Source organism: Rhodopseudomonas infernalis (assembly GCF_022271405.1).
In the GTDB taxonomy this organism is placed as follows: domain Bacteria; phylum Pseudomonadota; class Alphaproteobacteria; order Rhizobiales; family Xanthobacteraceae; genus Rhodopseudomonas; species Rhodopseudomonas infernalis.
Window position 1 is genome coordinate 63,238 of record NZ_JAJNAL010000005.1, and the last position, 25,862, is coordinate 89,099.

At 64.8% G+C, this 25,862-nt stretch carries 22 protein-coding genes; 9 read left to right on the top strand and 13 right to left on the bottom strand.

Going from position 1 to position 25,862, the window contains the following annotated elements:
• Positions 1 to 2 precede the first annotated feature (2 nt).
• From panB to LPW26_RS05510, 5 genes are all read left to right on the top strand, one after another.
• A complete protein-coding gene (gene panB / locus LPW26_RS05490) occupies positions 3 to 824 on the top strand; it encodes a 3-methyl-2-oxobutanoate hydroxymethyltransferase (RefSeq protein ID WP_238733274.1) in 822 nt (273 codons plus the stop codon).
• A 238-nt stretch (positions 825 to 1,062) separates the two neighbouring features.
• On the top strand, positions 1,063 to 1,716 hold the full coding sequence (locus tag LPW26_RS05495) for a tetratricopeptide repeat protein (protein ID WP_238733275.1): 654 nt from the start codon (positions 1,063 to 1,065) through the stop codon (positions 1,714 to 1,716).
• Between the two features lie 54 nt (positions 1,717 to 1,770).
• On the top strand, positions 1,771 to 2,301 hold the full coding sequence (locus LPW26_RS05500; protein ID WP_238733276.1) for a hypothetical protein: 531 nt from the start codon (positions 1,771 to 1,773) through the stop codon (positions 2,299 to 2,301).
• A gap of 72 nt (positions 2,302 to 2,373) precedes the next feature.
• Positions 2,374 to 3,759 carry a ribosome biogenesis GTPase Der gene (gene der, locus LPW26_RS05505; protein ID WP_238733277.1) on the top strand — a complete coding sequence of 462 codons (1,386 nt, stop codon included), beginning with the start codon at positions 2,374 to 2,376 and terminating at the stop codon, positions 3,757 to 3,759.
• On the top strand, positions 3,756 to 5,018 hold the full coding sequence (locus tag LPW26_RS05510; RefSeq protein WP_238733278.1) for a TCR/Tet family MFS transporter: 1,263 nt from the start codon (positions 3,756 to 3,758) through the stop codon (positions 5,016 to 5,018). Before der ends, LPW26_RS05510 begins: the two co-directional genes overlap by 4 nt.
• A 38-nt stretch (positions 5,019 to 5,056) precedes the next feature.
• Here the strand turns inward: LPW26_RS05510 and LPW26_RS05515 are convergent, their stop codons facing one another.
• Positions 5,057 to 9,646, bottom strand: coding sequence for a putative Ig domain-containing protein (locus LPW26_RS05515; protein WP_238733279.1), 4,590 nt, complete (start codon positions 9,644 to 9,646; stop codon positions 5,057 to 5,059).
• Between the two features lie 422 nt (positions 9,647 to 10,068).
• On the opposite strand from LPW26_RS05515, the gene LPW26_RS05520 reads away from it, so the two are divergent.
• Positions 10,069 to 10,707, top strand: coding sequence for a phage tail protein (locus LPW26_RS05520; protein ID WP_238733280.1), 639 nt, complete (start codon positions 10,069 to 10,071; stop codon positions 10,705 to 10,707).
• 75 nt (positions 10,708 to 10,782) lie between these two features.
• Here the strand turns inward: LPW26_RS05520 and LPW26_RS05525 are convergent, their stop codons facing one another.
• On the bottom strand, positions 10,783 to 11,061 hold the full coding sequence (locus LPW26_RS05525; protein ID WP_238733281.1) for a DUF6916 family protein: 279 nt from the start codon (positions 11,059 to 11,061) through the stop codon (positions 10,783 to 10,785).
• Between the two features lie 170 nt (positions 11,062 to 11,231).
• Between LPW26_RS05525 and LPW26_RS05530 the strand changes: the two genes are divergently transcribed.
• The gene (locus LPW26_RS05530) at positions 11,232 to 11,837 is read left to right on the top strand and encodes a GNAT family N-acetyltransferase (RefSeq protein ID WP_238733282.1); all 606 of its coding nucleotides are present in this window, start codon (positions 11,232 to 11,234) and stop codon (positions 11,835 to 11,837) included.
• 53 nt (positions 11,838 to 11,890) lie between these two features.
• On the opposite strand, the gene LPW26_RS05535 is transcribed toward LPW26_RS05530, so the two are convergent.
• The 5 genes from LPW26_RS05535 to radA form a co-directional block, all read right to left on the bottom strand.
• Positions 11,891 to 13,117: an ABC transporter substrate-binding protein gene (locus tag LPW26_RS05535; protein WP_238733283.1), complete on the bottom strand. Its 1,227-nt coding sequence runs from the start codon at positions 13,115 to 13,117 to the stop codon at positions 11,891 to 11,893.
• An 81-nt stretch (positions 13,118 to 13,198) separates the two neighbouring features.
• Positions 13,199 to 13,942: an SDR family NAD(P)-dependent oxidoreductase gene (locus tag LPW26_RS05540; protein ID WP_238733284.1), complete on the bottom strand. Its 744-nt coding sequence runs from the start codon at positions 13,940 to 13,942 to the stop codon at positions 13,199 to 13,201.
• A 126-nt stretch (positions 13,943 to 14,068) separates the two neighbouring features.
• Positions 14,069 to 15,607, bottom strand: a complete 1,539-nt coding sequence (gene purF / locus LPW26_RS05545) for an amidophosphoribosyltransferase (protein WP_238733285.1) — start codon at positions 15,605 to 15,607, stop codon at positions 14,069 to 14,071.
• 24 nt (positions 15,608 to 15,631) lie between these two features.
• Complete coding sequence (locus LPW26_RS05550) at positions 15,632 to 16,261, bottom strand: CvpA family protein (protein ID WP_238733286.1); 630 nt, start codon at positions 16,259 to 16,261, stop codon at positions 15,632 to 15,634.
• A 208-nt stretch (positions 16,262 to 16,469) separates the two neighbouring features.
• Positions 16,470 to 17,924 carry a DNA repair protein RadA gene (gene radA, locus LPW26_RS05555; RefSeq protein WP_238733287.1) on the bottom strand — a complete coding sequence of 485 codons (1,455 nt, stop codon included), beginning with the start codon at positions 17,922 to 17,924 and terminating at the stop codon, positions 16,470 to 16,472.
• A gap of 143 nt (positions 17,925 to 18,067) precedes the next feature.
• Here radA and LPW26_RS05560 point away from each other — a divergent pair, with 143 nt between their 5' ends.
• Positions 18,068 to 18,322, top strand: a complete 255-nt coding sequence (locus LPW26_RS05560) for a hypothetical protein (protein ID WP_238733288.1) — start codon at positions 18,068 to 18,070, stop codon at positions 18,320 to 18,322.
• A gap of 107 nt (positions 18,323 to 18,429) precedes the next feature.
• Here the strand turns inward: LPW26_RS05560 and alr are convergent, their stop codons facing one another.
• Positions 18,430 to 19,677 (bottom strand): alanine racemase, encoded by a 1,248-nt coding sequence (gene alr, locus LPW26_RS05565; RefSeq protein WP_238733289.1) that lies wholly within the window; start codon positions 19,675 to 19,677, stop codon positions 18,430 to 18,432.
• A 142-nt stretch (positions 19,678 to 19,819) separates the two neighbouring features.
• Entirely contained in the window at positions 19,820 to 21,313 is a 1,494-nt protein-coding gene (locus tag LPW26_RS05570; RefSeq protein WP_238733290.1) for a replicative DNA helicase, read from the bottom strand.
• Between the two features lie 1,313 nt (positions 21,314 to 22,626).
• On the opposite strand from LPW26_RS05570, the gene LPW26_RS05575 reads away from it, so the two are divergent.
• Entirely contained in the window at positions 22,627 to 23,310 is a 684-nt protein-coding gene (locus LPW26_RS05575) for a hypothetical protein (RefSeq protein WP_238733291.1), read from the top strand.
• 105 nt (positions 23,311 to 23,415) lie between these two features.
• Here the strand turns inward: LPW26_RS05575 and rplI are convergent, their stop codons facing one another.
• The 4 genes from rplI to rpsF all read right to left on the bottom strand — a co-directional run bounded on the left by rplI (position 23,416) and on the right by rpsF (position 25,823).
• Positions 23,416 to 24,000: a 50S ribosomal protein L9 gene (rplI, locus tag LPW26_RS05580; protein WP_238733292.1), complete on the bottom strand. Its 585-nt coding sequence runs from the start codon at positions 23,998 to 24,000 to the stop codon at positions 23,416 to 23,418.
• A 34-nt stretch (positions 24,001 to 24,034) separates the two neighbouring features.
• A complete protein-coding gene (locus LPW26_RS05585) occupies positions 24,035 to 24,979 on the bottom strand; it encodes a hypothetical protein (protein ID WP_238733293.1) in 945 nt (314 codons plus the stop codon).
• 122 nt (positions 24,980 to 25,101) lie between these two features.
• A complete protein-coding gene (rpsR, locus tag LPW26_RS05590; RefSeq protein ID WP_054163395.1) occupies positions 25,102 to 25,341 on the bottom strand; it encodes a 30S ribosomal protein S18 in 240 nt (79 codons plus the stop codon).
• Positions 25,342 to 25,346: 5 nt separating this feature from the next.
• The gene (rpsF, locus tag LPW26_RS05595; protein WP_238733294.1) at positions 25,347 to 25,823 is read right to left on the bottom strand and encodes a 30S ribosomal protein S6; all 477 of its coding nucleotides are present in this window, start codon (positions 25,821 to 25,823) and stop codon (positions 25,347 to 25,349) included.
• Positions 25,824 to 25,862: the final 39 nt, after the last annotated feature.

The following is a 25,862-nucleotide window of genomic DNA, read 5'->3' on the forward strand; positions in this document are numbered from 1 at the left end:
GCATGTCTGTTCAATCGACCATCCGGCGCAAGACCGCTCCGGACATCCGCGCGCGCAAGGGCGGCGATCCGATCGTGATGCTGACCTCGTATCATGCCCACACCGCGTCGCTGGTCGACCGTTATTGCGATGCCATCCTGGTCGGTGACTCGCTCGGCAACGTCATGCACGGCTTCGAGACCACCGTGCCGGTGACGCTCGACATGATGATCCTGCAGGGCCACGCGGTGATGCGCGGTTCGCAGCATGCGCTGGTCGTGGTCGACATGCCGTTCGGCTCGTACGAAGCTTCGAAGGAGCAGGCCTTCCATTCGGCCGCCCGCATTCTCAAAGAGACGCATTGCGGCGCGGTGAAGCTCGAGGGCGGCGTGCGCATGGCCGACACCATCGCGTTCCTCACCCAGCGCGGCATTCCGGTGATGGGCCACATCGGTCTGACGCCGCAGTCGATCAACACGCTGGGCTCGTTCCGCGCGCAGGGCCGCGAGGAGGGGAGCTGGGAGCCGATCGAAGCCGACGCCAAGGCAGTCGCCGAGGCCGGCGCGTTCTCGGTCGTGGTCGAAGCGGTCGCCGAACCGCTCGGCCGCAAGATCACCGAGACGATTGCGATCCCGACGATCGGCATCGGCGCGAGCGCCGCCTGCGATGGTCAGGTGCTGGTGCTCGAGGACATGCTCGGGCTATCGCCGAAGCCGCCGAAATTCGTCAAGCGCTATGGCGAGCTCGGCCCCGGCATCGAAGCGGCGATCAAGGGCTACGCCGAGGAGGTCCGCTCCCGCGCGTTCCCGGGTCCGGAGCATGTCTATGGGATGAAGAAGACCTGACGGCGAGGGGACACGAGGGGCCCCCCGGCACCGAGCCGCTGCCTGAAGTTTGCCGCAAGCTTCGGCACCGACTTGGGGTGGCAGAGCAACGGTTGATGTTTTCAGGACATCCCCTTGATCCGCCTCGCTTTGCCTTGCCGCCGCCATAACGCTAGAGTATCGCCGCCGCAGCGTCTCTGGGACAGACGCGCGGCGCGCTTTGCGGCAGCGCCGCCCGATCGCGACAGGAAATCCATAAGTGTCTGAATTATTTAATGAAGTCGATGAGGAAGTGCGTCGCGAGCGGCTCAAGCAGCTGTGGGACAAATACTCGCTGTTCATCATCATCGGCGTGATTCTGATCATCGCCGGCGTCGGCGGTTGGCGCGGCTACCAATATCTCGAAGCCAAAAAGGCCGCCGAAGCCGGTGCTGCCTTCACCGCAGCAGCCGAACTTGCCGACCAGAACAAGCACGCCGAAGCCGAAGAAGCCTTCAACAAGGTCGCCGCTACGGCGCCCGCCGGTTATCGCAATTTGGCGCGGCTTCGCGCTGCCGCCGAGGCTGCCGCGCGCGATCCGCAGCAGGCGATCAAGCTGTACGATGCGATCTCGGCCGATCGCAGCGTGCCGGCGCAGGACCGCGATCTCGCCACCCTGCGTGCCGGCCAGTTGCTGGTCGACACCGCAGCTTACAACGACATCGTGCAGCGCCTCGAACCGATCTCAGGCCCGGGCGCCATCTATCGTCACACCGCGCGTGAGATGCTGGCGCTATCTGCTTGGCGCGCCAACAATGTTGCGGCGACGCGGCAGTGGATCGAGCAGATCAATCTCGACCCCGAGACGCCTGCGAGCCTGCGCAACCGCGCCGAAGTCATGCAGGCGCTGCTGCCGCCCGCCGCCAAGAGCTAGTTCGAGACCGACCGGCACCATCGCCAACGTTCGAGTTTACGTGAGACATCGCCCATGCGCCGTTCGCACCGCCTGATCTCTCTTGCCGTTCTGCTTGCGCTGTCGAGCGGGCTGGGCGGATGTGGCAGTCTTGGCGGCTGGGATCCGTCCGACATGTTCGACTTCCTCGACAACAAGAAGAAGCTGGCGGGCGATCGCAAGCCGGTCTTCCCCGAGGGCGTTCCGGGGCTCGAGCAGGGCGTGCCGAAGGGTTTGTATAAAGGCGCGCAGCAGGATCAGGCGGTGATGGAGCCGGAGCCGCCGGCCGCGCCGCCGCCGGAAGCCAAGCCGAAGCGCAGCAAGTCGCAGCGCAATTCGGTCGCGTCCCGTCCGGCGCGGCCGGCGCCCGCCGCTGAGCGCGCGCCGGAAGAGGAAGGCAGCACGGCCGCTGCGCCGCCGGCACCGAAGCCGGCCAAGCAGGCCCGCCGTCGCAGCACCACCGCTCCGCCGGCCGATCAGCCGGCCGCCGCGCCAGCGCCCGCCCAGGAATCCACCGCGCCCTCAGCCTTCCCCGCACCGCTGCCGAGCGGCACTTTTCAGCGCTGATCCTGATTTCCGGCCTGCTTCCGGCAAGTCGCGACATTGACAGGTCACTGCTTCTCGGCGCACGGATCAGCCATGTCGTTCACCATTGCCATTATCGGCCGACCTAATGTCGGCAAATCGACGCTGTTCAATCGTCTGGTCGGGCAAAAGCTCGCGCTGGTCGACGACACGCCCGGAGTCACGCGCGACCGCCGCGAAGGCCAGGGGCGCCTCGGTGATCTGGAATTCACCATTATCGACACCGCCGGGCTCGACGAGGGCGCCAAGGGCTCTCTGACTGCGCGGATGCAGCAGCAGACCGAAACCGCGATCGAACTCGCGGACGCGCTGATGTTCGTGTTCGACGCGCGGATGGGCCTGACGCCGAACGATCGCGCCTTTGCCGACTTCGCCCGCCGCGCCAACAAGCCGGTGGTGTTGGTCGCCAACAAGAGCGAGGGCAAGCACGGCGAGATCGGCGCGATGGAATCCTACGCGCTTGGCCTCGGCGATCCGGTGCAGATCTCCGCCGAGCACGGCGAAGGGCTTAGCGAGCTCTACGACGCGCTGCGCGACCTGATGCCTGAGCCGGTGGAAGACGACGAGGACGACGACGAAAACCTCGCCGAGCTGACCGACGAGGAAATCGCCCGGCGGCCGATCCGGGTCGCGATCGTCGGCCGCCCCAATGCCGGCAAGTCGACCTTCATCAACCGTCTGCTCGGCGAAGAGCGGCTGCTGACGAGCCCTGAGGCCGGCACCACGCGCGATTCCATCGCGGTCGAGGTGACGTGGAAAGGCCGGGACTTCCGGATATTCGACACTGCTGGCCTGCGGCGGCGTTCGCGGATCGAGGAGAAGCTCGAGAAGTTGTCGGTCGCCGACGCGCTGCGCGCGGTGCGCTTCGCCGAAGTCGTCGTGCTGATGATGGACTCGCAGAACCGCTTCGAGGAGCAAGACCTGCGCATCGCCGACCTGATCGAACGCGAAGGCCGGGCGCTGGTGATCGCGGTCAACAAATGGGACCTGGTCGAGCAGCAGGGCGGGCAGATTTCGCAACTCCGCGCCGATGCCGATCACTGGCTCCCGCAGATCCGCGGCGTGCCGATCGTCGCCACCTCGGGAATGCTGGGTGAGGGCGTCGACCGGCTGATGCAGGCGATCCAGGACGCTTATGCTGTGTGGAATACGCGCGTGCCGACCGCGGCGCTGAACCGCTGGTTCGAGCAGGCGGTTGCTCAGAACCCGCCGCCCGCTGTCGCCGGCCGCCGGCTGAAGCTCAACTACGCGACCCAGGCCAAGGCACGGCCGCCGAGCTTCGTGGTGTTTTGTTCGCGTGCCGACGCTGTGCCGGAATCCTATCTGCGCTATTTGGTCAACAGCATGCGCGGCGTTTTCAAGCTGCCCGGCACGCCGGTGCGGATCACGTTGCGCGAAAAAGCCAATCCGTTCGCCCACAAGCGTAAACGGAAGTCATGACCAGCGGCGACCATCCGCCCGACACGATCGCGGCGGGAGGCGCGCGGCCCGCCGCGGTGGGATTCATCTTCGTCACCATCCTGCTCGACATGCTGAGCATCGGCATGATCCTGCCGATCCTGCCGAAGTTGATCGAGAGTTTTGCCGACAACAACGTGGCCGATGCAGCGCGGATCTACGGCCTGTTCGGCACCGCCTGGGCACTGATGCAGTTCGTCGCCTCGCCGGTGCTCGGAGGGGTGTCCGATCATTTCGGCCGCCGGCCGGTGATCCTGCTGTCCAATCTCGGCCTCGGACTGGACTACGTTCTGATGGCGCTGGCCCCGTCGTTAGGCTGGCTGTTTCTCGGCCGTTTGATATCCGGAATTACGGCGGCGAGTATCTCGACGGCCTTCGCTTATATCGCCGACGTGACGCCGGCGGAGAAGCGCGCCGCGGTGTTCGGCAAGGTCGGCGCCGCGTTCGGACTCGGCTTCATCATCGGGCCGGCGATGGGTGGGCTGCTCGGCGGCGTCGATCCGCGGCTGCCGTTCTGGGTCGCCGCCGGGCTTAGCTTGTGCAACGCGCTGTATGGTCTATTCGTGCTGCCGGAGTCGCTGCCGCCGGAGCGGCGCTCGCCGTTTCGCTGGAAGTCCGCCAATCCAGTCGGCGCGGTGCGGCTGCTCACCTCCAACAGCCGGCTTGCGGCGATGGCGGTGGTGGAATTTTGCGCCGAGGTTGCGCATGTCGCGCTGCCGGCAATCTTCGTTTTGTATGCGAGCTATCGCTACGGCTGGAGCGAAACCAAGGTCGGTCTGGCGCTGGCCTTCGTCGGAGTCTGCACCGCGATCGTGCAGGGCGGGCTGGTCGGCCCCGCAGTGAAACGACTCGGCGAGCGCAATGCCCAGATCATCGGCTATGGCGGCGGCGCGGCTGGCTTTCTGATCTACGCGCTGGCGCCGACCGGGACGCTGTTCTGGATCGGCATTCCGGTGATGACGCTGTGGGGCATCGCGGGACCGGCGACCTCCGGGATGATGACGCGTCTGGTGTCGGTCGATCAGCAGGGTCAGCTGCAGGGCGCGATGACCAGCGTCAAGAGCGTCGCCGAACTGATCGGACCGTTCCTGTTCACGCTGATCTTCGCCTATTTCATCGGCGGCGACGCCCCCTTTGCCTTGCCAGGCGCGCCGTTCCTGCTCGCCGGCGTGTTGCTGATCGTCTCGGTGGTAGTTGCGGCGACCACCGGTGACACCACCAAGCAAACGCCCGCCGGTTAGTTCATTCGAGGCCGCTTACAGCGGCGCCGCCGACTCGCTCAGAACGGCACCGACGCCCGGCCGCGGAGCGTCCAGATCTGAACGGTGCCGCCCAGGCCGCCGAGTTCGCCGCCGACCGCGACCGCCGCGCCATTGCCGAACCGCGCCGCGACGCCGCCGGTCAGGCGCGCCGACCAGCCATCCATCAGCGGCACCGACGCCAGCGGTGCGCCGCCTGCTAGGGTGATCGTCTCGGCATTGTCGCCCAGGAAGTAGTAGTCGGCGAACGCCCCCGCATAGGGCGCGAGCGTCAGCTTGGCGCTGTACAGCCAGGGATAGCTCACCTTGAGACCAGCCGACGCCCGGCCGGTGAAGAAGTCGCGCTGATCCTGTGGCGAACCGAGCGAGTCGACATAGGCGTTCTGGCGTTCCCACAGGGCATAGAGCTTGGCCGACGGCTCGATGGCAAAGCCCCACGCCTCGGTGGTGCCGGTGATGCCGCCGGAGATCAGCCAGCGTCGTCCATCGAAGCTGCCGAATGCGGTGCCTGCCGAGCCGTCATAGCCGATCCCCGAATAGGCTCCGGCCAGATCGAAGCGCAGACCGGCGGCAGACCGCCAGGCAGCGTAGGAACCGATCGTCCAACCGTCGCCCTTGAGCCGGCCATTGAGCGTGCCGGACTTGTAGTCGAAGGTTTCGTAGCCCCCGACGATGCCGAACAGCAGGTCCGGCAAAGGCTTGCGCGTCAGCCCGATCAGGGCGTTGACCTGGTTGCCCGACAGCACGGACGCCGAGTTGCTGGCATTCCACTGGCCGATGCCGGCGCCCTTCACCTCAGCCCACATCAGCCAGTCTTTCGGCTCGGCGGCCGATTTCGGCGGCGCTTTGGTGATGCCGGCTCTTCGATCGACCGCCGCGAAAGTGTCGTCGAAGCGCGAACGGCTATGCGTCGACCAACGTGGGTCACCGATTCCGAAGGCGGTCACGGCCTGATTGCCGCCTGTCTCACGCGATCCGACCGGACCCCAACGGCTATCCACGACAGGATCCGAGGCTCCAGTTCTGCCTTGCGAGGGATCGTCGGTGAAATTGAAGCGCAGACCCGTCCCTGACGGTGCGATCAGCTCGCCGCCATCGGCGAAGCCTTCGGAGATCGCAGTGTCGATCGCGCCCGAAATCGCCGCGCCCGACGTCTGCGCCACCACCTTGGTGGCCACCACCTGCAGCGCGCGGAGCTTCAGGCTATCTTGCGGCGTACGCACCGCTTGCAGCAATGGTTGTGAGGTGCTGGCGCCGAAGCTGGTGTTTCCAGCGAAGGACGCGACGATGGTGTGGCTGCCGACAGTCAAGCCGCTGGTCGTCAGTGTCGCGACGCCGGCTGACAGTGCGACCGAACCGAGCGTGACGCCGCCATCGGTGAAAGTGACGGTCCCGGTCGCAGCTGTGCCGCTCGCTGTCACCGTCGCGGCGAAACTAACCGCCTGACCGGCGTCGCTCGGATTGCGCGAGGAGGTCAGCGTGGTGGTGGTCGCAGCGATCGTATAGCTGAACAGGCCGGCCCCGGTGATGCTGCCGCCGGGCGTCGTCACCGTGACGTCGACCGCGCCTGCCGCATGTGCTGGCGTCATCGCCAAGATCGACGTCGCGCTGACCACGGTCACCGACGTTGCCGCAGCGCCGCCGAAGGTCACCGCGGTGGCGCCGTTGAAATTGTTGCCGGTGATCGTGACGCGGGTGCCGCCCAGGCCAGGACCGCTGCCAGGAGTGACCGATGTGATCGTGGGGTTGCTGACGTAACTGTAGAGCCCGGTCGCTGTGGCGCTGCCAGCCGGTGTAGTGACCACGACATCGACGCTGCCGGCGGCATGAGCGGGCGTGATCGCGGTGATCGTGGTGGCGTTGACCACGGTGATGCTGGTGGCCGCGGAGCCGCCGAAAGTCACCGCGGTCGCGCCGGTGAGGTGGGTGCCGGTGAGGGTAACCGTCGTGCCGCCGGAGTGAGGGCCGGAGGTAGGACTGACGGCCGTCACCGTTGGAGGCTCCTGGAGCACCGTGAGGGCGAACGTTTTCGATGACGTCTGCGCCGTCGGAGTGGTCTGGTCGGTCACGGTGACGGTGAAGGTCGTCGCAGACAACGGCGTGGTCGGGGTGCCGGAAATCTGCCCCGTGCTGCTCGAGAACGTCAGGCCGGTCGGCAGCGTGCCCCCCGAGAGCGCGAAGCTGAACGTGCCGAAACCTCCGGATGCGGTGACGGGGATGAATGGCGTAGCTGCGGAGTTCACCGTCAGCGTCGTCGTGGCAACGGCTTGTGTGGTGACGAGTGTCGCGGCATTGACGGTGAGACTGAAGGTCTTCGACGACGTCTGCGCCGTCGGAGTTGTCTGGTCGGTCACCGTCACGGTGAAGGTCGTCGCGGCCAGCAGCGTTGTCGGAGTGCCGGAGATCTGGCCGGTGCTGGTCGAGAATGTCAGGCCGCTTGGCAAGGTGCCACCGGACAGCACGTAGCCCAGCGTGCCAAGGCCTCCGGACGCGGTGACGGGGATGAATGGCGTAGCTGCGGAGTTCACCGTCAGCGTCGTCGTGGCAACGGCTTGTGTGGTGACGAGTGTCGCGGCATTGACGGCAAGACTGAAGGTCTTCGACGACGTCTGTGCGGTGGGAGTTGTCTGGTCGGTCACCGTCACGGTGAAGGTCGTCGCGGCCAGCAGCGTCGTCGGGGTGCCGGAAATCTGACCGGTGCTTGTCGAAAATGTCAGGCCGGTCGGCAAGCTGCCACCCGACAGCGCGAAGGTCAGCGTGCCGAAGCCGCCGGCTGCGGTGACGGGCGTGAAGGGCGTCACTGCCGAATTCACCTGGACCGTCGTGGAGGCGACGGCTTGCGTCGTGGTGAGTGGCGCCGTGTCGACCGTTAGGCTGAAGGTCTTGGATGAGGTCTGTGCGGTCGGAGTCGTCTGGTCGGTCACGGTGACGGTGAAGGTCGTCGCGGCCAGCAGCGTCGTCGGGGTGCCGCTGATTTGTCCGGTGCTGGTCGAGAACGTCAGGCCCGTCGGCAGCGTGCCGCCGGTGAGTGCGAAGCTCAACGTCCCGAAGCCGCCGGCTGCGGTAACGGGGGTGAACGGCGTCGCTGCCGAATTTGCCGGAAGCGTCACGGAGGCAACAGCTTGCGTCGTCGTGAGCGGCGCTGCGTTCACTGTCAGGCTGAATGTCTTGAATGACGTCTGTGCGGTCGGAGTCGTCTGGTCGGTCACGGTGACGGTGAATGTCGTCGCGGCCAGCAGGCTTGACGGAGTGCCGCTGATTTGTCCGGTGCTGGTCGAGAACGTCAGACCGGTCGGGAGTGTGCCGCCGGATAGCGCGAAAGCCAGCGTGCCGAACCCGCCGGACGCCGTGACGGGCGTAAACGGGGTGGCGGCGACATTCGCCGTGAGGGTCGTGGAGGCGACGGCTTGGGTTGTCGTCAGCGTCGCTGCGTCGACTGTCAGGCTGAAGGTCTTGAAAGAACTTTGCGGGGTCGGGGTCGTCTGGTCGGTCACCGTGACGGTGAACGTGGTCGTGGCCAGCAGGCTTGACGGAGTGCCGCTGATTTGTCCGGTGCTGGTCGAGAACGTCAGGCCGGTCGGGAGTGTGCCGCCGGATAGCGCGAAAGCCAGCGTTCCGAACCCGCCGGACGCCGTGACGGGTGTAAACGGGGTGGCGGCGACATTCGCCGTGAGGGTCGTGGAGGCGACGGCTTGGGTTGTTGTCAGCGTCGCTGCGTCGACGGTCAGGCTGAAGGTCTTGAAAGAACTTTGCGGGGTCGGGGTCGTCTGGTCAGTCACCGTGACGGTGAACGTGGTCGTGGCCAGCAGGGTTGACGGAGTGCCGCTGATTTGTCCGGTGCTGGTCGAGAACGTCAGACCGGTCGGGAGTGTGCCGCCGGACAGCGCGAAAGCCAGCGTTCCGAACCCGCCGGACGCCGTGACGGGTGTAAACGGGGTGGCGGCGACATTCGCCGTAAGGGTCGTCGCGGCAACGGCTTGCGTCGTCGTCAGCGGGCTTGCCGCAGTGCAGGTGGTTGAGAATTGAATCGTCGTATTGGAGTGGGCAGTTATCAGGACTGTGGAGGCGTACAGCGAGCCATTGTTATTGATCTCGTCGACGTCCGACTGGCTGAGCTGTTTTGACCCACTTGTGGTTGATGGAAAACCGCCTCCCTGCCCGTCCTTGAAGGTGCTCGGTATGCCAAACCCGCTGCCTCCGGTCGTGAATGTCGTAAAGCCAGCCTCGACACCGCTTCCGCTCATGCTGATGCTGTAGTGGATGGTGTCTCCAACTGCGAAATTAGAAGCGCCGGCAGGGTTGTATCCGGAGCCGTCGCCGTCTGCCATGCCGTCCACATAGTTGACCGTGAAGTTCAGATTTCCACCGTTTACGGCGTCACAGCCCACCGATGCTGCCCAGCTCAGCGTTGGTAACAGTGATGTAACGACGCATGCCGCAGTGGCCAAGACAATCGCGCGGGCTCGGCGCGCGAAGTGCGACGTCGATCTGTCGGCGGTTGCAGAGAGCCTTGTGGGCAGTCGTTCACGTCGGATCCGCCTTCGATCGCCATGGCGATCGCCGAATCCCGCATGTTTCAAATTGCTCGGCGTCGACAGTGGTGCTTGCATGCAACGCGAGCGGCCGACTGATGGGGGTTTTTCCAAATGCATATCGTCCGCTATTGCTCGGTGCGCAGCTCGCGTCAAAAAGACGATCACAAAAGCAGTGTAGGTCAGTTTGCATTGATCACTATCGAGTCGAAAACTCGCATTCGTCCGAGATGAATTTCAATGGGAATCACTAATTGACTCACTTAATAATACGATAAGTTGCATCGGGGTGACAGGTGGTCATTCTTTCCAAACTACCAATTCGAGTAGGTGCTCGAGAAAGGTATTAGGAGGGGTATTCGGTAGCGGGGTGTTGTCCCGCCTGTGCTGTCCGTATTTCTCGACCGCGGTGATGCGACGACTGGACGTCGATTTCGGATTTAACCAGGGGCGGGTGCCCGCTTGCGATCGCCCGCATATTTCAAGCCAGGATGGATCAGATGGCAGATGCATATATTGGTCAGATCATGCAGGTCGCTTTCAATTTCGCGCCCATCGATTGGGCGGTGGCGGCTGGGCAGATGTTCAATGTCTCACAAAACCAAGCGTTGTTTTCGCTGATCGGCGGCACCTTCGGTGGCGACGGACGAGCCACGTTCCAGCTTCCAAATCTGCAGTCGCGGGTGATCATCGGCGCGGGGCAAGGGCCAGGTCTCAGCAACTACGCTTGGGGCGCTCACGCTGGCGTCGAGCGCGTGGCGCTCAACCAGTCCAACCTGCCGGCGCATTCACATACGGCGGCCTTCACGCCGACTGGTGGAGGAGGTGGAGGGGGAGCGACGGTGGTCCAGGCATTGAGCGGCGTCCCCGTCGCTTCACTGACGACGGCACCGGCCGCGGGGTCGATCTTGGCCAACACCGCGCCGATCGGAGGATCGCAGCCGAAGATCTACGCGCCGGCAGGGTCGTCTGGGACGCCCGTGAATCTTGGCGGCGTGAGTGGTGGGAGTGGAGGAATTACCGGAGGGACCGTTCAGATTGGCAATACGGGTAACAACGTCCCGGTCGAGACGCTACCGCCTTACCTCGCGCTTCGGACCAACATCTGTCTGACTGGACTCTACCCGATGCAGGATTGATCCAAGAGGTTGCAACGGGTTCACGACGGACACGCCGTGAACCCGCTGCTGTTGCCACGTGTGTTTAAGGCAAGCTCAGTTGAAGACGGCCTGATAGCGCCGTCGGCCATTCGTCGGCTGCAACTGCGAAATCAGGATGGTGTAGGGGCCGCCTCGGCCGCAGTCGAACTCATAGGCGGCGTCGAGCAGATAGACATCTTCCGTCGACTCAAAGAACAGGCTGAACGGCTCGCGTTCAGCGCCGACGAACACTGGCTTGCGCTGCAGTCTGACGAGGGTCAATTCGACCGGCTCGGGCACGGTCGCGACGCGGACGGCTCGTCCGATCCACGGCTCGAAGTCTTCAGGCTTCATGAGATACATCGGTCACCTCGATCAATGCGTCCAAGTGAAAAAGCGGAGACGGCGAAATCTCGGAGCCGCTGCCGTCTGCGATGTGCAATCAGTATTCGTTGCGACAGTTCCTGCCAGACGTCATTGAGGGGCCGCAAAGAGGCCGCGCGGCAATCGGGGTGGGCGCCGCCATGAGCCGTATCGCATCGCAGTTGAGTCTGGCGGCACCGGGATTGACGGTGCGGCCGATGGTGGCGGCTGACGACGACTTCAGCCGACGTCTGTCGGCGACGTTGCTGCGCGCGGCATTCGTGAATCTCATGCTGCCGGAGCCGCAGCTCGACGCACTGCTCGCGCTGCAGTTCCAGGCTCAGCAGACTGGTTATCGCCAGTGCTTTCCCCAGGGCGAGTCCTTCGTGATTGCCGAGGCGGGCCAAGCAGTCGGTCGGGTGATCGTCGCGATCGAGCGGCTGGAAGCGAATTCAGGGGAGGAAGCCGAGCCCAGTGGCTGTCCCTCCGGCAGCCAGTCACGCGAAGCACTGCGTGTGGTCGATATCGCGCTGCTGCCGGAAGCGCAGTGCCGCGGCATCGGTCGTGAGGTGATGACCGGTCTCGTGATCGCGGCGCGTTCGCTGAGCTTGCAGGGGCTGACATTGTCGGTCGCGGCATCGAACGATCGCGCGCGAGAGTTCTATGTCCGGCTCGGCTTCGTCGCTCTCGGAGGCGAGGCCTTTCTGCAGATGATGAAGCCGCTGCCGCAGCACGCGGCCAGGCTGCGGGGCAGCGCATGCGCATGAAAATGGCCGGGACGAGCCCGGCCATTCAGCGCGTCAGCCGCAGAGAGTAGCTGTTACTTCTTCACCAGTGGGCACTCGCTCTCGGAGAGCGGTCGGGCCGCATCTTCGGCGGAGATGTCGGCGATCTTCTTGTAATAGTCCCACGGGCCCTTCGACTCCGCGGGGGTCTTCACTTCGAACAGATAGGCGGGGACCATGCGGCGACCGTCCGCTCGGATGATCGACTTGCCGAACGGCACGTCGTCCGCCGGGATCTCCTTCATCTTGGCGACGACCTTGGCGCCGTCATGCGGATTGCCGCCCATCGCATCGAGCGTCTTCAGATAGTGCAGCACAGCGGCATAGACGCCGGCCTGGGTCATCGACGGCTTGGCGTTGTTCTTGGCCTTCTCGGAGAAGCGTTTGGCGAAGGCGCGGGTGTTGTCGTTGAGATCCCAGTAATAGGACTCGGTGAAGGTCAGTCCCTGCGCGACCTTGAGGCCGAGCGCGTGCACGTCGTTGATGAACAGCAGCAGCGCGGCGAGCTTCTGTCCGCCCGAGGTGATGCCGAATTCGGCGGCCTGCTTGATCGCATTGGTCGTGTCGCCGCCGGCATTGGCGAGGCCGATGACCTTGGCCTTCGAGGCCTGCGCCTGCAGCAGGAAGGACGAGAAGTCGGCGTTGTTGATCGGATGCTTGACGCCGCCGAGCACCTGACCGCCATTGGCCTTCACCACCGCGCTGGTGTCGCGCTCGAGCGCCGCACCGAATGCGTAGTCGGCGGTGAGGAAGAACCAGGTGTTGCCGCCGGCTTTGGTCAGCGCCTGACCGGTGCCGTGCGCCAGCATGTAGGTGTCGTAGGCGATCGAGATGGTGTTCGGCGTGCACGCCTTGCCCGTCAGATCGACGCTGCCGCCGCCCGAATTCATCAGGATGATGTTCTTTTCTTTGACGAGATTGCTGACCGCGAGCGCGACGCCGGAATTGGGCGTGTCGGTGATCATGTCGACCTTGTCGACGTCGATCCACTGCCGCGCGAGGTTGACGCCGATGTCGGGCTTGTTCTGGTGATCACCTGAGACCAGGTCGATCTTCCAGCCTTTGGCTTCGAGGCCGGAGTCGGCGATTGCCAGCTTGGCGGCCACGACCGAATTCGGTCCGCCGATGTCGGCGTACAGGCTCGACATATCGTTGAGGACGCCGATCTTGGCGGTCTTGTCCTGCGCAAGCGCAGGTGAGGCGAACGCGGCACCCGCCAGCGCAAGCGCGATGGCGCGACGACGTGAGAACACGACTCTCATGATTTCCCCCTTTGAGGATGGCCGATTGTGAGCGGGTGTGATCCCCACTTACTGTTAGTCAATCGCGCCGTCCTGCCGAAGTCAATCGGCGGTAGGGTCTTTCAGCGTGTCGGAAACGCGGTCGAACAGCATGCCGGTTTCCGACCAGCTCGGCAGGCAGAGCGCTAGCAACTTCTCTGCTATTTGGTCCGGAGAAGGCAGTGTTTCCGGGTCTTCTCCGGGCATGATAGTGCCGCGCAGCTTAGTACGCGTCGGCCCGGGATCGAACAAATTGACCCGGATAGGTGTCGTATTGACCACTTCCTTCGCCCAGACTTGAACTAAAGTATCAAGCGCCGCCTTCGAGGCCGCGTAGGGGCCGCGATAGGCAGGCGCTCGGCCGTCGCCGTGCGAGGTCAGGAAGACGGCCCGGCCGGCATCGGACGCGCGCAGCAGCGGCTCCATGCAGCGGATCAATTGGAAGTTGGCGGTCAGGTTGAGGCTGATCACGTCCGACCACGGCTTGACCTCGATATGGCCGAGCGGCGACGACGGGCCCGCGACGCCGGCGTTGCCGACCAATACGTCGAGCTTGCCGTGGCGCTCATAGATCGAGGCGCCGAGCCGGGCGATGGCTTCGAGATCCTTGAGGTCGAGCGGTACCAAAGTGACCGGATGGCCGCCCTCGGCGCGGATCGCGTCGTCGAGCTCTTCCAGGCCGCCCTGCGTCTTGGCGACGGCGATGACGTGCGCGCCGGCCCGCGCGAGAACGCGTGCGGTCGCATAGCCGATGCCGCGCGAGGCGCCGGTGACGAGAGCGATGCGGGATGCGAGAGGTTGAGTCATGGCCGGCACTTGAATGTTGAGCTTTCGGTCGGGACCGCCCCAACCGATACCGTTGTTCTAAAGACGTTGAAGCCCGGCACAAGGCCGGGCTTCACGAACTTTAGTAAGATGCAGCCGAGCGAGCGGTTAGCTCGCCTCCGCCAGCAGCGACAATTGTCGCGGCGAGTTCTCGGTCTGGTTCAGGTCGGTCAGCGGCGTCGGATATTCGCCGGTGAAGCAATGGTCGGTAAACTTTGGCAGGGCCGGGTCGCGGCCCGGCTCGCCCATCGCGCGGTAGATGCCGTCGACCGACAGGAACGCCAGCGAGTCGGCGCCGATCAGGTCGCGCATCTGCTCCAGCGAATGCGTCGCTGCAAGCAGGCCGGCGCGGTCCGGGGTGTCGATGCCGTAGTAGTCGGGATGGGTGATCGGCGGCGAGGCGATGCGGAAGTGCACCTCGCGGGCACCGGCGTCACGCATCATCTTGACGATCTTCTTGGAGGTCGTGCCGCGCACCAGGCTGTCATCGATCAGCACGATGCGCTTGCCTTCGATCGCCGCCCGATTGGCGGAGTGCTTCATCCGCACGCCGAGTTCACGGACGCTCTGGGTCGGCTGGATGAAGGTGCGGCCGACATAGTGGTTGCGGATGATGCCGAGCTCGAACGGCACGCCGCTCTCGCGGCTGTAGCCGATCGCGGCCGGCACGCCGGAATCCGGCACCGGTACCACGACGTCGGCGTCGACATGGCTTTCTCGCGCCAGCTGGGCGCCAAAGCCCTTGCGCACGTCGTACACCGAACGGCCGCCGACGATCGAATCCGGCCGGGCGAAATAGATGTACTCGAAGATGCACGGTCGCGGCGGTTGCGGCGGGAAGGGCTTGTGGGTCTGCACGCCTTGCTCGTCGAACACGATGATCTCACCAGGCTCGACGTCGCGCACGTACTTCGCGCCGATGATGTCGAGCGCGCAGGTCTCCGACGCCAGGATTGGGCAGCCGTCGAGTTCGCCAAGCACCAGCGGACGGATGCCGAGCGGATCGCGCGCGCCGATCAGCTTTTTGTTGGTCAGCGCGACCAGGGAGTAGGCACCTTCGATCGCACGCAGTGCTTCGATGAACCGATCGATGAAGCGGCCGCGTTTGGATTGCGCGACGAGATGCAGGATGACCTCGGTGTCTGTGGTCGACTGCATGATCGCGCCGCTCTGCACGAGGTCGCGGCGCAGCGTCAGGCCGTTGGTGAGGTTGCCGTTGTGACCAACCGCGAAGCCGCCGGCGTTGAGTTCGGCAAACAGCGGCTGAACGTTGCGCAGGATGGTCGCGCCCGTGGTCGAGTAACGAACGTGACCCACCGCGAGATTGCCCGGCAAACGCGCGATCACATCCGCGCGAGAGAAGGTGTCGCCGACTAGACCGAGGCGGCGTTCTGAATGAAACCGGCCGTGGTCGTAGGAGACAATGCCGGCGGCTTCCTGGCCGCGATGCTGCAGCGCGTGCAGCCCCAAGGCGGTGATCGCGGCCGCATCCGGATGGCCAAAAATGCCGAACACGCCGCATTCTTCCCGCAGCGTATCGCCGTCGGTGTCGAATACGTCGTCGTACATCTGACTATCGAGGGTTTGCGGGTCGCGGGCGTCCGAAGCGGGCGTTGCGGCGTCGTCGGAAGGGCTCTGCGCGTCCATCGGGCCTCTCAGTTGGGCCAACGCTCAACGCGCGGCCGGTTTGCCCTCTATCAGCTTTTTCAAACTGTCGCGGGCAGGTTTGCTGTAGCCATCACCACTGCCGGGAGCGGCCGAATCATCGGTCTGCTCTTCTTCCGGCTTGTTTTTCTTGAACCTCTTCAAGATGGTGTTTTCTGGGTCATCCGGCAAGAGTGTCATCAACCAGTCACCAGTTCCTTGCAGAACTGTGCGCGACTTGGCGTTAACCACCCAATCAGGCCGCTGCTTCTCCGGCACCAGCCAGTTGAAGAAAAGATAGGCCACCACCACAATCAAAAGGCCGCGGGCGAGTCCGAACAGGAACCCGAGAGTGCGGTCGAGCGCGCCGATCCGCGAATCCAGGATCATGTCCGAGATCCGCACGGTGATGATCGACACGATGATCAGCGTGCCGAGAAACACGCCGGCGATCACCACCACCGCGGCGACGGTGTCGTTGGTGAAGTACGTTTTGGCGGTCGGCAGCAGCTTTTGGAAGGCGTAGAGCGTGACCAGCGCCGCAGCGCCCCAGGCGGCGATCGAGAGCACTTCGCGCATGAACCCGCGGACCATCGCCAGCAGGCCGGACACCAACATCACCGCGAGGACAACGAAGTCGAGAATCGTGATCGGCATCGGCCAGTCGGGTCCGCTGGGTGTACAAAACGGCGAATCGGTGCGTGCTGTCACGGCACGTGACGGTGGTATGGCACGCCGCGCAAGGCGAGAAAACGGTCAACGACGTTTCGACACAGCATAGTGTTGCCATGTCGCGGGAGGGGCTGCATCAACGCGTCCTGCGCGCGCGTTGTATAACGGCGCGTTGCGCAAAGGTCACCCCGGTTCAGCCCTCGTGCTGCCGGAATCGAGCTGGTGTGGCATTTTTCTCCGCCGCCGGCTCACGCTCGCGCGTTGCAGCGCGCGGCGTTCCGCGTGCGGCGATGTCGGCCACGAGGCTGGTCAGGCCGCCGACGGTCTGCAGGGAGAGCCCGGCATCGGATGGCGGATCGCCCCGTGTCTGCTCGGGGAGGATTGCGCGGCCGAAGCCGAGCTTGGCGGCTTCCTTCAACCGCGCCGTCGTTTGTGCCACCGGCCGGACCGCGCCGGACAGCGAGATCTCACCGAAATACACTGCGTCGGTCGGCAGCGGCGAATTGGCCAGCGACGACACCAACGCAGCGGCGGCGGCGACGTCAGCCGCCGGTTCGTTGATGCGCAGGCCGCCGGCGACGTTGAAATAGACGTCGTAGCCCGACAGCTTGACGCCGCAATGCGCCTCGAGCACCGCCAGCACCATCGAAAGCCGCGCCGAATCCCAGCCGACCACGGCGCGCCGCGGTGTGCCGAGCGTGGTCGGCGCGACCAGCGCCTGCAATTCGACCAGCACCGGCCTTGTGCCTTCGATGCCGGCAAACACCGCTGTGCCAGGCGAGCCGAGATCGCGCTCGGACAGGAACAGCTCGGACGGGTTGGTGACCTCGCGCAGCCCCAGCCCGGTCATTTCGAACACGCCGATCTCGTCGGTCGGGCCAAAGCGGTTCTTCACCGCTCGCAGGATGCGGAACTGCTGCGAACCTTCGCCCTCGAACGATAGCACGGCGTCGACCATGTGCTCGACGACACGGGGACCGGCGATCTGGCCGTCCTTGGTGACGTGGCCGACCAGAATGATCGCGGCGCCGGTCTTCTTGGCGAAGCGGATCAACGCCTGCGCCGAGGCGCGGACCTGGGTCACCGTGCCGGGCGCGGACTCCACCGTGTCGGTCCACATCGTTTGAATTGAATCGATCACAATCAGCCGCGGCGTCGCGCCTTCGGACAGCGTCGCGATGATGTCTTCGACTGAGGTTTCTGCGGCGAGCTCGACCGGCGCGGAGGCGAGGCCGAGCCGCTCGGCGCGCAGCCGCACCTGCGCGATCGCCTCTTCGCCCGAGATGTAAACCGTGCGATGCCCGGCCTTGGCCATCAGGCTGGTCGCCTGCGTCAGCAGCGTCGACTTGCCGATGCCGGGATCGCCGCCGACCAGCAGCACCGAGCCGCGGACGAAGCCACCGCCGGTGACTCGATCGAGCTCGGCCATGCCGGAGGGCAGACGAGGGGCGTCGTTGCTCTTGCCGGCGAGCGACTCCAGTTTGAACGTCCGTCCGCGCCGCTTGGCGCGGATGCTGACCGGCACGGCGTTGTCGCCGGCTTCCTCGACCAGCGTGTTCCACTCGCCGCAGGCCTCGCACTTGCCTTGCCAGCGATTGAACGCTGCGCCGCAGTTTTGGCACACGAACGAGGGGGAGGCTTTGGCCATGTTTCGGATTTGCCCGGAGTTGCGAACGTCAGGTCCTGGTTGAAGTGTTCATAGTTTGTTCTTTTCGTCAATGCCGGCGTCGACGCGGCTGAACGAAATTCCAGTACGACACGCCGTGTCGTCCAGCCTGATATAGATGTCTGATGCGAGACGACGAGCGTAGGGCCTATGAGCGGCGGAAGTGGCGGCAGGTGGCCGGGCACTTCGTCATGGGCGCGCTGTTCGGCGCCGGCTTTGCGGTGATCCTGCTGATCGGCAATTACTTCGGCCTCGCGAAGGTGATCGACACCAGCGAGGCACCGATGGTGATTCGCATCGTCCTTGTCGTCGGCATCGCCGGCTCGTTCGCGTTCTGCGCGGCGATCACCGGGTTTTTGTTCTTGGTCCACGAAGACTAACGATCCGTCATTGCGAGGAGCGCAGCGACGAAACAATCCAGCCGCAGTGCACTGGTCTGGATTGCTTCGCTACGCTCGCAATGACGCTGGGAGCCGAAGCCACGGCCTTAGCTCGCCGGTGCCACCGGCGCCGCAGGTGCGGTCGTCGGCACCGCGGCTGGCTTGGCGTCGCCGCCCTTGTAGATGCGTGCGTAGCGCGGGCCGAGGCTGGTCAGCACTTCGTAGCCGATCGTGCCGAAGTGGTGGGCGAGTTCGTCGACGGTGATGCCATCGCCGATCAGCGTCGCCATCTGGCCGCGGCGCGCCACGTTGGGCGGAAGGTCGGTGACGTCGACGGCCATCAGGTCCATGGAGATGCGGCCGGCGATCGGGCAGCGCTGGCCGGCGATGATCACGTCGGCTCCCCGGGTGCCGTCGTTGGAGCCGGCAGCACGGAAGTAACCGTCGGCATAGCCGGCCGACAGCACGGCGATCTTGGTCGGCCGCCGCGCGCTCCAGGTCGCGCCGTAACCGACCGTGTCGCCGCGCTCGACGTTGCGGACCTGCACGACCCGCGCCTTCAGATCGACGACCGGCTGCATCGGATTGTCCGCCTCCGGCGTCGGATTGACGCCGTACATCGCGGCTCCGGGCCGGATCAAGTCGAACTGGAATTGCGACCCGAGAAAGATGCCGGAGGAGGCAGAGAGCGAGGCCGGCACGCCGGCGAATTGGCTGGCGATCTCGCGAAACGCCGAAACCTGCTTGGCATTGATCGAATGGTTGGGCGACTCCGCCGCGACCAGATGGCTCATCACCAGCGTGATGCCGTGGTCACCGGCGGCGATCCGCGGCACGATGCCCTGCGCTTCGGTGACGGTGAGGCCGAGCCGGTTCATCCCTGTGTCGATGTGAATGGCGGCGCCGCCATTCCAGCCGGTGCGCCGGCAGTAGACGTCCCATTCGGCGAGTTCGTAGAGGTCACCTATCACCGGGCGGCAATTGAGCTTGGCGAATTCATCACCAGTGGTCTGAAAGAAACCGTCGAGGACGTAGATGGTGGCGTCGGGCGCGACCGCGCGCACCGCGGCGGCTTCGCCGAGCGTGGCGACGAAGAATGTCTTGCAGCCCGCCGCCGCGAGCGCACGGGTGACCGGGCCAGTGCCGCAGCCATAGGCGTCGCCTTTGACGACCGCCGCGGCCTCGGCGGGCACTGCGGTCTTCTCCAGCTTGCGCCAGTTCGCGATAAGGGCGTCGAGGTCGATGCTGAGAACGCCGGGCGCGGTCGCAGTGGACGCCGCCAGTGCTGCGGCCTTGGCGGCCTCGGGCGTGAGCAGGCTGGCAACGGTCGCGTTCGGGTCGGGCAGAATGTTCATGTCTTGCACTCAAGCGGTCTGGCACGACGTGGACGCGTCCGCGTGGCGGAAACGTACCCATCGAAAATTGTTGAGCTCCTGTTCTGATCCTATCAGAACAGGAGCTCTGTTTTGTGCCCGAATTGCGAACGGGGGTGTTGCGTCAGACGCGATCTGGCAAATGGCTGTCCTCGGCCAAGTCGCTGAAGCGCGTGAACTGGCCTTCGAACTGCAGGTCCACGGTGCCGGTCGGGCCGTGGCGCTGCTTTGCGATGATGACTTCGGCCTTGCCGTGCACGAGGTCCATCTCGGTCGCCCACTTTTCGTGCTCCGGCGTGCCGGGGCGGGGCTCCTTGTTCTGCAGGTAGTATTCTTCGCGGAACACAAAGATCACGACGTCGGCGTCCTGCTCGATCGAGCCGGATTCACGCAGGTCGGAGAGCTGCGGGCGCTTGTCGTCGCGTGATTCGACCTGACGCGATAGCTGCGACAGCGCGATGACCGGGACGTTTAATTCCTTGGCCAGCGCCTTCAGGCTTGTGGTGATCTCGGTGACTTCCTGAACGCGGCTGTCACCCTTCTTGCTGCTGCCCTGCAGCAGCTGGATGTAGTCGACCACGATCAGGTCGAGGCCTTTCTGCCGCTTCAGTCGCCGGGCGCGGGCGGTCAACTGCGCGATCGCCAGGCCGCCGGTTTCGTCGACGAACAACGGCAGCGATTGCAGTTCGATCGAATAGTCGCGGATCTTGTCGAAGTCGGCATCGCTGATGCCGCCGCGGCGGATCTTGCTCGAGGCGATCTCGGTCTGTTCGGCGAGAATACGAGTGGCGAGCTGCTCGGCGCTCATTTCGCACGAGAAGAAGCCGACGATGCCGCCATTGACGGTCTTGGTGCTGCCGTCCGGCTGCACTTCGCCGCGATAGGCTTTGGCGACATTGTAGGCGATGTTGGTGGCGAGTGCGGTCTTGCCCATGCCGGGACGGCCGGCAAGCACGATCAAATCGGAGTGCTGCAGGCCGCCCATCCGGGTGTCGAGATCACGCAGGCCGGTCGAGATTCCCGACAGTTTGCCGTCGCGCTGGAACGCCTTGGCGGCCATGTCGACGGCGGTCGTCAGCGCCTGGGAGAATTTCTGAAAGCCGCCGTCGTAGCGGCCGGACTCGGCGAGCTCGTAGAGCCGGCGCTCGGCGTCCTCGATCTGGTTGCGCGGCGCAAAGTCGACCGGCGCGTCGAAGGCGACGTTGACCATATCGGTGCCGATGCCGATCAGGTCGCGGCGTAGCGATAGTTCGTAGACCGTTCGGCCATAATCCTGGGCGTTGATGATGGTGGTGGCTTCGGCCGCCAGCCGCGCCAGATATTGCGCCACCGTGAGCCCGCCGAGATCGAGATCGGCGGACAGGAACGTCTTGAGCGTGATCGGCGTCGCCACCTTGCCGGCGCGGATGATGCTCGCGGCGGTGTCGAAAATCGTCTGATGGATCGGTTCGAAGAAGTGCTTAGCTTCGAGGAAGTCCGACACCCGGTAGAAGGCGTCGTTATTCACCAGGATAGCGCCAAGCAGTGCTTGTTCCGCCTCGATATTGTGAGGCGCGGTCCGATAGGCAGGCGCCGCAACGTCCGGCGCGAGCTTCAGAACGTTCGAATCAGTGGCCATAGCTCTCGATTGTTCTTTCGAATTTGTCGGATGCGGGGCGGGACTAAAGCGCCAATTCCAGCCGTAGCGAAAGCAGCAATCCGCGTTATGCACCAGCCGAGCCGAGATATGTGGATGACCGCCGGAGCGGCCGGATCTTGGGCTTGACGGGATGTTTGCCGGTTCTGCCGCCGGCAGCCCGATTGAACCTCAGGGTCGCGGCGACATACCCATCTTGAAGCGATTCGGGAACAACCGCCCGTGCCATACCTCCAGTCCTCTGAGGTCGACTGGAACGGTTATGGCTGCCTGGGGTTGGTCCCGGAAAAGAACGAGACACGGGAACGGCGATGGCTCAGAACATGCAGCGCGACGGATCCGACCAGCTATGGCTGGCCAAATTGATCGAGACGTTCGAGAGGACGTCCAGGGCAGGTGCCCATTCTGCTCCAACCAGCCGAGCGCTGCTGCGGGCTGTTCACGAACATCTCGCGGGCCGCGCGAAATCCAAACGGCGACTGCGGTCGCGAGAATTGACCGAAGCGAGTGGATGCGCCTCCTGGCCGCATCTGCCTGCGGCAGGGGGGTAAGAGTATCACCTCCGATGCGCGGGCTCATTGTCGATCCGCTGGATCAGCTGGCGTCCGCAGCCTTGCGTTGCTCCGATCGCTGATAAATCGGGGAGAGGGCATCCCGTTCGACGTCTCGGTCGCGACTTAAATCGCCGACGATTTGCGCTTTTTCCATTCGGCACTTAAGGGGCGGCGATTACCTACGTTATGGAAGAGAACTTCGGCCTTCCGGCAGGACACTGAGTTGGTCCCGCTCCACGGCGGGGGCTGCTCGAGGGTTCAGACGTTTCCCTAATTCCCTCAGCATCGCAAAATGGCGCCGAACATGCTGGCGCTGTACCAGCAAGTCCACAGTTCAGCTCGCGACCGCCGGTCATCGTCGCGAAGCCGCTCAACTCGTCCATCTCAGCCCGAGCTCCGGGGCATCATCCTGATTGAACGGGGCAGATGCTACATCTCAGCGCTTCCATTCATGAAACAATCGGCTAAAAGGTTCGCGCCGCGCGGGCGGTTTTCACGACAATGGAGGATCGAATGTTCAGCCGAGCGCTCACTTCAGCGGCGGTGATGCTCCTGGTCGGCTCCGTTGCGGCGGGGATGAGTAGCGCTCGGGCGCAGAATCTCGAGGCGGGCAAGAGTCCCGCACAGATTTTCGCCGGGGGCTGCGCCGCCTGTCACAAGGGCGCACGCGGACTGCTCAAGACGGTGCCCCCGAGTGCCCTGCCGTCCTTTCTCAGGCAGCACTACACGACGAGCAGCGACATGGCCGCAATGCTCTCGTCCTATCTGATCTCCAATGGCGCGACCGATACCCGCTACAAGCAGGGCGATCCGCGCGCTGAGCCGGGCCAATCGGAGGGCAGGAGAGGCCGCAGGCAGCGACAGCGCGTCGAAGAGCCGATGAAGCCGGAGGCGGCCCGCTCGGATGTTGTCGCGCCAGCCGAGGAAGCGCCGCCCCGCCGCAGCAAGCGCCAGCGTCGGCCCGTAGCCCAGCAGCAGCAGCCGCCGGCTGACGGCGCGGCCGTTGTCGAGCCCGCCGCGCCTGACGCAAGCCCCTCGCCGAAGGAGCGTCGCAAGCGTGGACGCAAGGAGAAGCCTGTGCAGGCGGCTCCGGCCAACGTCGAACCGGCCAAATCCCCAGCTCCCAGTGACGCTGCCAAGCCTGACGTGCCGAAGACTGAGGCTCCCAACGCCGAGACGCCGGCTGCGCAGCCTGAACGGGTCGCGCCGCCGGCCCAGGCGCCTGTCCGAGCCGATCCGGTCCCGGCGGTGACGCCCGCGCCTGCGCCGGTCGAGACCTCGCGTCCGCCGGAGGCTGGTCCGCAGCCGGCAAAGCCGACCGAAGCGCCGCCGTCGTCCTCATCGTCGGTCGAGCCGTCAATTGTGGTGACGCCGAGCGCGCCGCCACCCCCGTCCGGAACTGCGGATGTGCCGGTGTCTCGATAGAAGATCTGCTCGCTCTGAAGTTCACTACAGATACAAAAAAGCCCGGCGCGAAACGCCGGGCTTTTCGTTTGGCCGTTTGGCCGCCCGAAGGCGGCCAACTGCAGCTTACTGCTCAGCCGGTTCTTCTTCCTGATCGGCGTCCGGATCGAAGAATTCGCCGGCAGCAGCGATCGCCTCGGCAGCCGCGTCCTGATCTTCCCGGCGAGTCGAGATGTCTTCGCCGCGGTTGATGCGCTCGGCTTCCTCGGCGCTGCGAGCCACCGTCACCGACACGCCGATTTCGACTTCCGGATGCACCGCGACCTGGATCTCGTGCTTGCCGATCGTCTTGATCGGAGCATCGAGCAGGATCTGGCTGCGGGTGATCTTGACGCCTTCTGCTTCGAAGCTGGTGACGATGTCGCGCACCGACACCGAGCCGAACAGCTGGCCGCTTTCGGACGCCTGACGGATCACCACCACGTTGTGACCGTCGATCTTCTCGGCGACTTTGGCGGCTTCGGCCTTCGCTTCGATGTTGCGAGCCTCGAGGTCGGCCTTCATGTGCTCGTACTTGTCACGGTTCGCATTGGTGGCGCGTAGCGCCTTGCCGCGCGGCAGCAGGAAGTTACGGGCGTAACCGTCCTTGACGCGTACCAGCTCGCCCATTTGTCCGAGCTTTGCGACACGTTCCAGCAGAATGACTTCCATGTTTGTTCTCCTCGATTGAATGATCAGTTGAAGGTTAGGTGGTTGTCGGCGGCGGCATCGAGCGGCGCTGGAAATAGCGCTGCCGGAGGCCGAAAAAGGCGTCGGCGATGCCGAGCGCGATCAGTGCGACGGCTGGCCACAGAAAGATCAGGACCAGCGCGTAGGTCGAGCTCAGCAAGAACCCGCGGTGGCGGACGGCCATCGTCAGCGTGTGCAGTGTCGCGGCGCCGCAGAGACCGTAGGCGACGAACAGCGCTGCGCTGACAATCTTTCCGATCAGCGAAACCACTCCGCCGACGAAGCTGAGGCCGAGGGCGAGCGACAGCACCGCCAGCGTCATCGCCGGCAGCGTCGTGGACCGCAGGTCCGGCCACGGACGCGTCAGCCGGCCCGAGGTCGCAGTGATCTTGCCGGCGAGCCACAGGTTGAGGGTGAGCGTCAGCATCGCCACGGTGGCGGCGGCTGGCGGCGCAACGCTCACCAGCGCATCGATCAAGCGGTCGGCGTCGGCGGAGTTGCGCGGGCTGAGCGCGCGCTGCAGGCCGGTGCGAAGACCGTCATTAATGGTGGCGCTATCGGTTCCGAGCGTCAGCAGGGCCGCCATCGTCGTCAGCGCAGCGAAGCCGGCCATCCACGCCGTCAAGCGGCCGACCGGAAACCACTCCAGCACCTGCGATTCGGCATCGGCCTCCGCGGGACGTGCCAGCAACGCGAGGTGGCCGAGCCAACACGCCGGAACCACGATGGTGACGATGAAGGCGACGGCGTAGGGAAAGCTCACAATCGCCGCGAGGCCCACCGCGCCGAGCAGGCCGCCAAGCGCGGCGCCCACCGGACCCCAGCCGAGTGCGGCCACCATCAGCGGCAGCGGCGCAAGATAGAACAGCAGCAGGGAGATCAGCGCGCCCGAGACGATCGAGACGAACATCAGCGCCGAAGCACAGCCGGCGGCAAGCGCGATCAGAATGTTGATCATCATCAGCTGTCCCGCTCCTTTCGAGCGGTTAGAGGCGTTTCGCCCCAACCATCGGCAACCGCACGAGCGGAAGCCTCATGAGAAAATCGAAGCTCCGCGGCGCGGACGCCGCGGAGCTTTGGTACTTAGCGAATCACGTAGGGCAGCAGACCGAGGAAGCGGGCGCGCTTGATGGCGCGCGCGAGCTCGCGCTGCTTCTTGGCGGAGACCGCGGTGATGCGGCTCGGCACGATCTTGCCGCGCTCCGAGACGTAACGCATCAACAGCTTGGAATCCTTGTAGTCGATCTTCGGCGCATTCGGGCCCGTGAACGGGCAGGTCTTGCGACGGCGGAAGAACGGACGGCGGGCGCCTGCGTCAGCCATGTTTCTTACTCCTCGGTCGCGGCAGCGGGTTCAGCGTCTTCGCGCGGACGGCGCGGACCGCGATCGCCGCGGAAGCCACCCTCACGATCGCCACGACCTTCACGGTCGCCGCGGAAGCCACCCTCGCGGGGGCCACGGTCGTCGCGCTCACGGTCGCGATCGGCCTTGCGCATCATCGCCGACGGGCCTTCCTCGTGCTCTTCGACGCGGATGGTCAGGTAGCGGATGATGTCTTCGTTGATCCGCTGCTGGCGCTCGAGCTCGGCGACCACCGCGGCAGGGCCGTCGATGTTCAGCATCACGAAGTGAGCCTTGCGATTCTTGTTCATGCGGTAGGTGAGGGAGCGAAGGCCCCAGGCTTCGGTCTTGGTGACCTTGCCGCCGAGCCCTTCGATCACACCGGTGAACTGGGTGGTCAGCTCTTCTACCTGCTGTGCACTCGCGTCCTGACGCGCGAGGAAAACATGCTCATAAAGAGGCATGATGGTCCTTTCCATGTTGGCCCAGAACCGGCGGCAAGC

What these genes read in the sequence shown, in the direction of transcription:
- panB (WP_238733274.1), top strand. Translation starts at nt 3, where the DNA reads ATGTCTGTTCAATCGACCATCCGGCGCAAGACCGCTCCGGACATCCGC.
- LPW26_RS05500 (WP_238733276.1), top strand. Translation starts at nt 1,771, where the DNA reads ATGCGCCGTTCGCACCGCCTGATCTCTCTTGCCGTTCTGCTTGCGCTG.
- der (WP_238733277.1), top strand. Translation starts at nt 2,374, where the DNA reads ATGTCGTTCACCATTGCCATTATCGGCCGACCTAATGTCGGCAAATCG.
- LPW26_RS05510 (WP_238733278.1), top strand. Translation starts at nt 3,756, where the DNA reads ATGACCAGCGGCGACCATCCGCCCGACACGATCGCGGCGGGAGGCGCG.
- LPW26_RS05515 (WP_238733279.1), bottom strand. Translation starts at nt 9,646, where the DNA reads ATGCAAGCACCACTGTCGACGCCGAGCAATTTGAAACATGCGGGATTC.
- LPW26_RS05520 (WP_238733280.1), top strand. Translation starts at nt 10,069, where the DNA reads ATGGCAGATGCATATATTGGTCAGATCATGCAGGTCGCTTTCAATTTC.
- LPW26_RS05525 (WP_238733281.1), bottom strand. Translation starts at nt 11,061, where the DNA reads ATGAAGCCTGAAGACTTCGAGCCGTGGATCGGACGAGCCGTCCGCGTC.
- LPW26_RS05530 (WP_238733282.1), top strand. Translation starts at nt 11,232, where the DNA reads ATGAGCCGTATCGCATCGCAGTTGAGTCTGGCGGCACCGGGATTGACG.
- LPW26_RS05535 (WP_238733283.1), bottom strand. Translation starts at nt 13,117, where the DNA reads ATGAGAGTCGTGTTCTCACGTCGTCGCGCCATCGCGCTTGCGCTGGCG.
- LPW26_RS05540 (WP_238733284.1), bottom strand. Translation starts at nt 13,942, where the DNA reads ATGACTCAACCTCTCGCATCCCGCATCGCTCTCGTCACCGGCGCCTCG.
- purF (WP_238733285.1), bottom strand. Translation starts at nt 15,607, where the DNA reads ATGGACGCGCAGAGCCCTTCCGACGACGCCGCAACGCCCGCTTCGGAC.
- LPW26_RS05550 (WP_238733286.1), bottom strand. Translation starts at nt 16,261, where the DNA reads ATGCCGATCACGATTCTCGACTTCGTTGTCCTCGCGGTGATGTTGGTG.
- radA (WP_238733287.1), bottom strand. Translation starts at nt 17,924, where the DNA reads ATGGCCAAAGCCTCCCCCTCGTTCGTGTGCCAAAACTGCGGCGCAGCG.
- LPW26_RS05560 (WP_238733288.1), top strand. Translation starts at nt 18,068, where the DNA reads ATGCGAGACGACGAGCGTAGGGCCTATGAGCGGCGGAAGTGGCGGCAG.
- alr (WP_238733289.1), bottom strand. Translation starts at nt 19,677, where the DNA reads ATGAACATTCTGCCCGACCCGAACGCGACCGTTGCCAGCCTGCTCACG.
- LPW26_RS05570 (WP_238733290.1), bottom strand. Translation starts at nt 21,313, where the DNA reads ATGGCCACTGATTCGAACGTTCTGAAGCTCGCGCCGGACGTTGCGGCG.
- LPW26_RS05575 (WP_238733291.1), top strand. Translation starts at nt 22,627, where the DNA reads ATGGCCGCAATGCTCTCGTCCTATCTGATCTCCAATGGCGCGACCGAT.
- rplI (WP_238733292.1), bottom strand. Translation starts at nt 24,000, where the DNA reads ATGGAAGTCATTCTGCTGGAACGTGTCGCAAAGCTCGGACAAATGGGC.
- LPW26_RS05585 (WP_238733293.1), bottom strand. Translation starts at nt 24,979, where the DNA reads ATGATGATCAACATTCTGATCGCGCTTGCCGCCGGCTGTGCTTCGGCG.
- rpsR (WP_054163395.1), bottom strand. Translation starts at nt 25,341, where the DNA reads ATGGCTGACGCAGGCGCCCGCCGTCCGTTCTTCCGCCGTCGCAAGACC.
- rpsF (WP_238733294.1), bottom strand. Translation starts at nt 25,823, where the DNA reads ATGCCTCTTTATGAGCATGTTTTCCTCGCGCGTCAGGACGCGAGTGCA.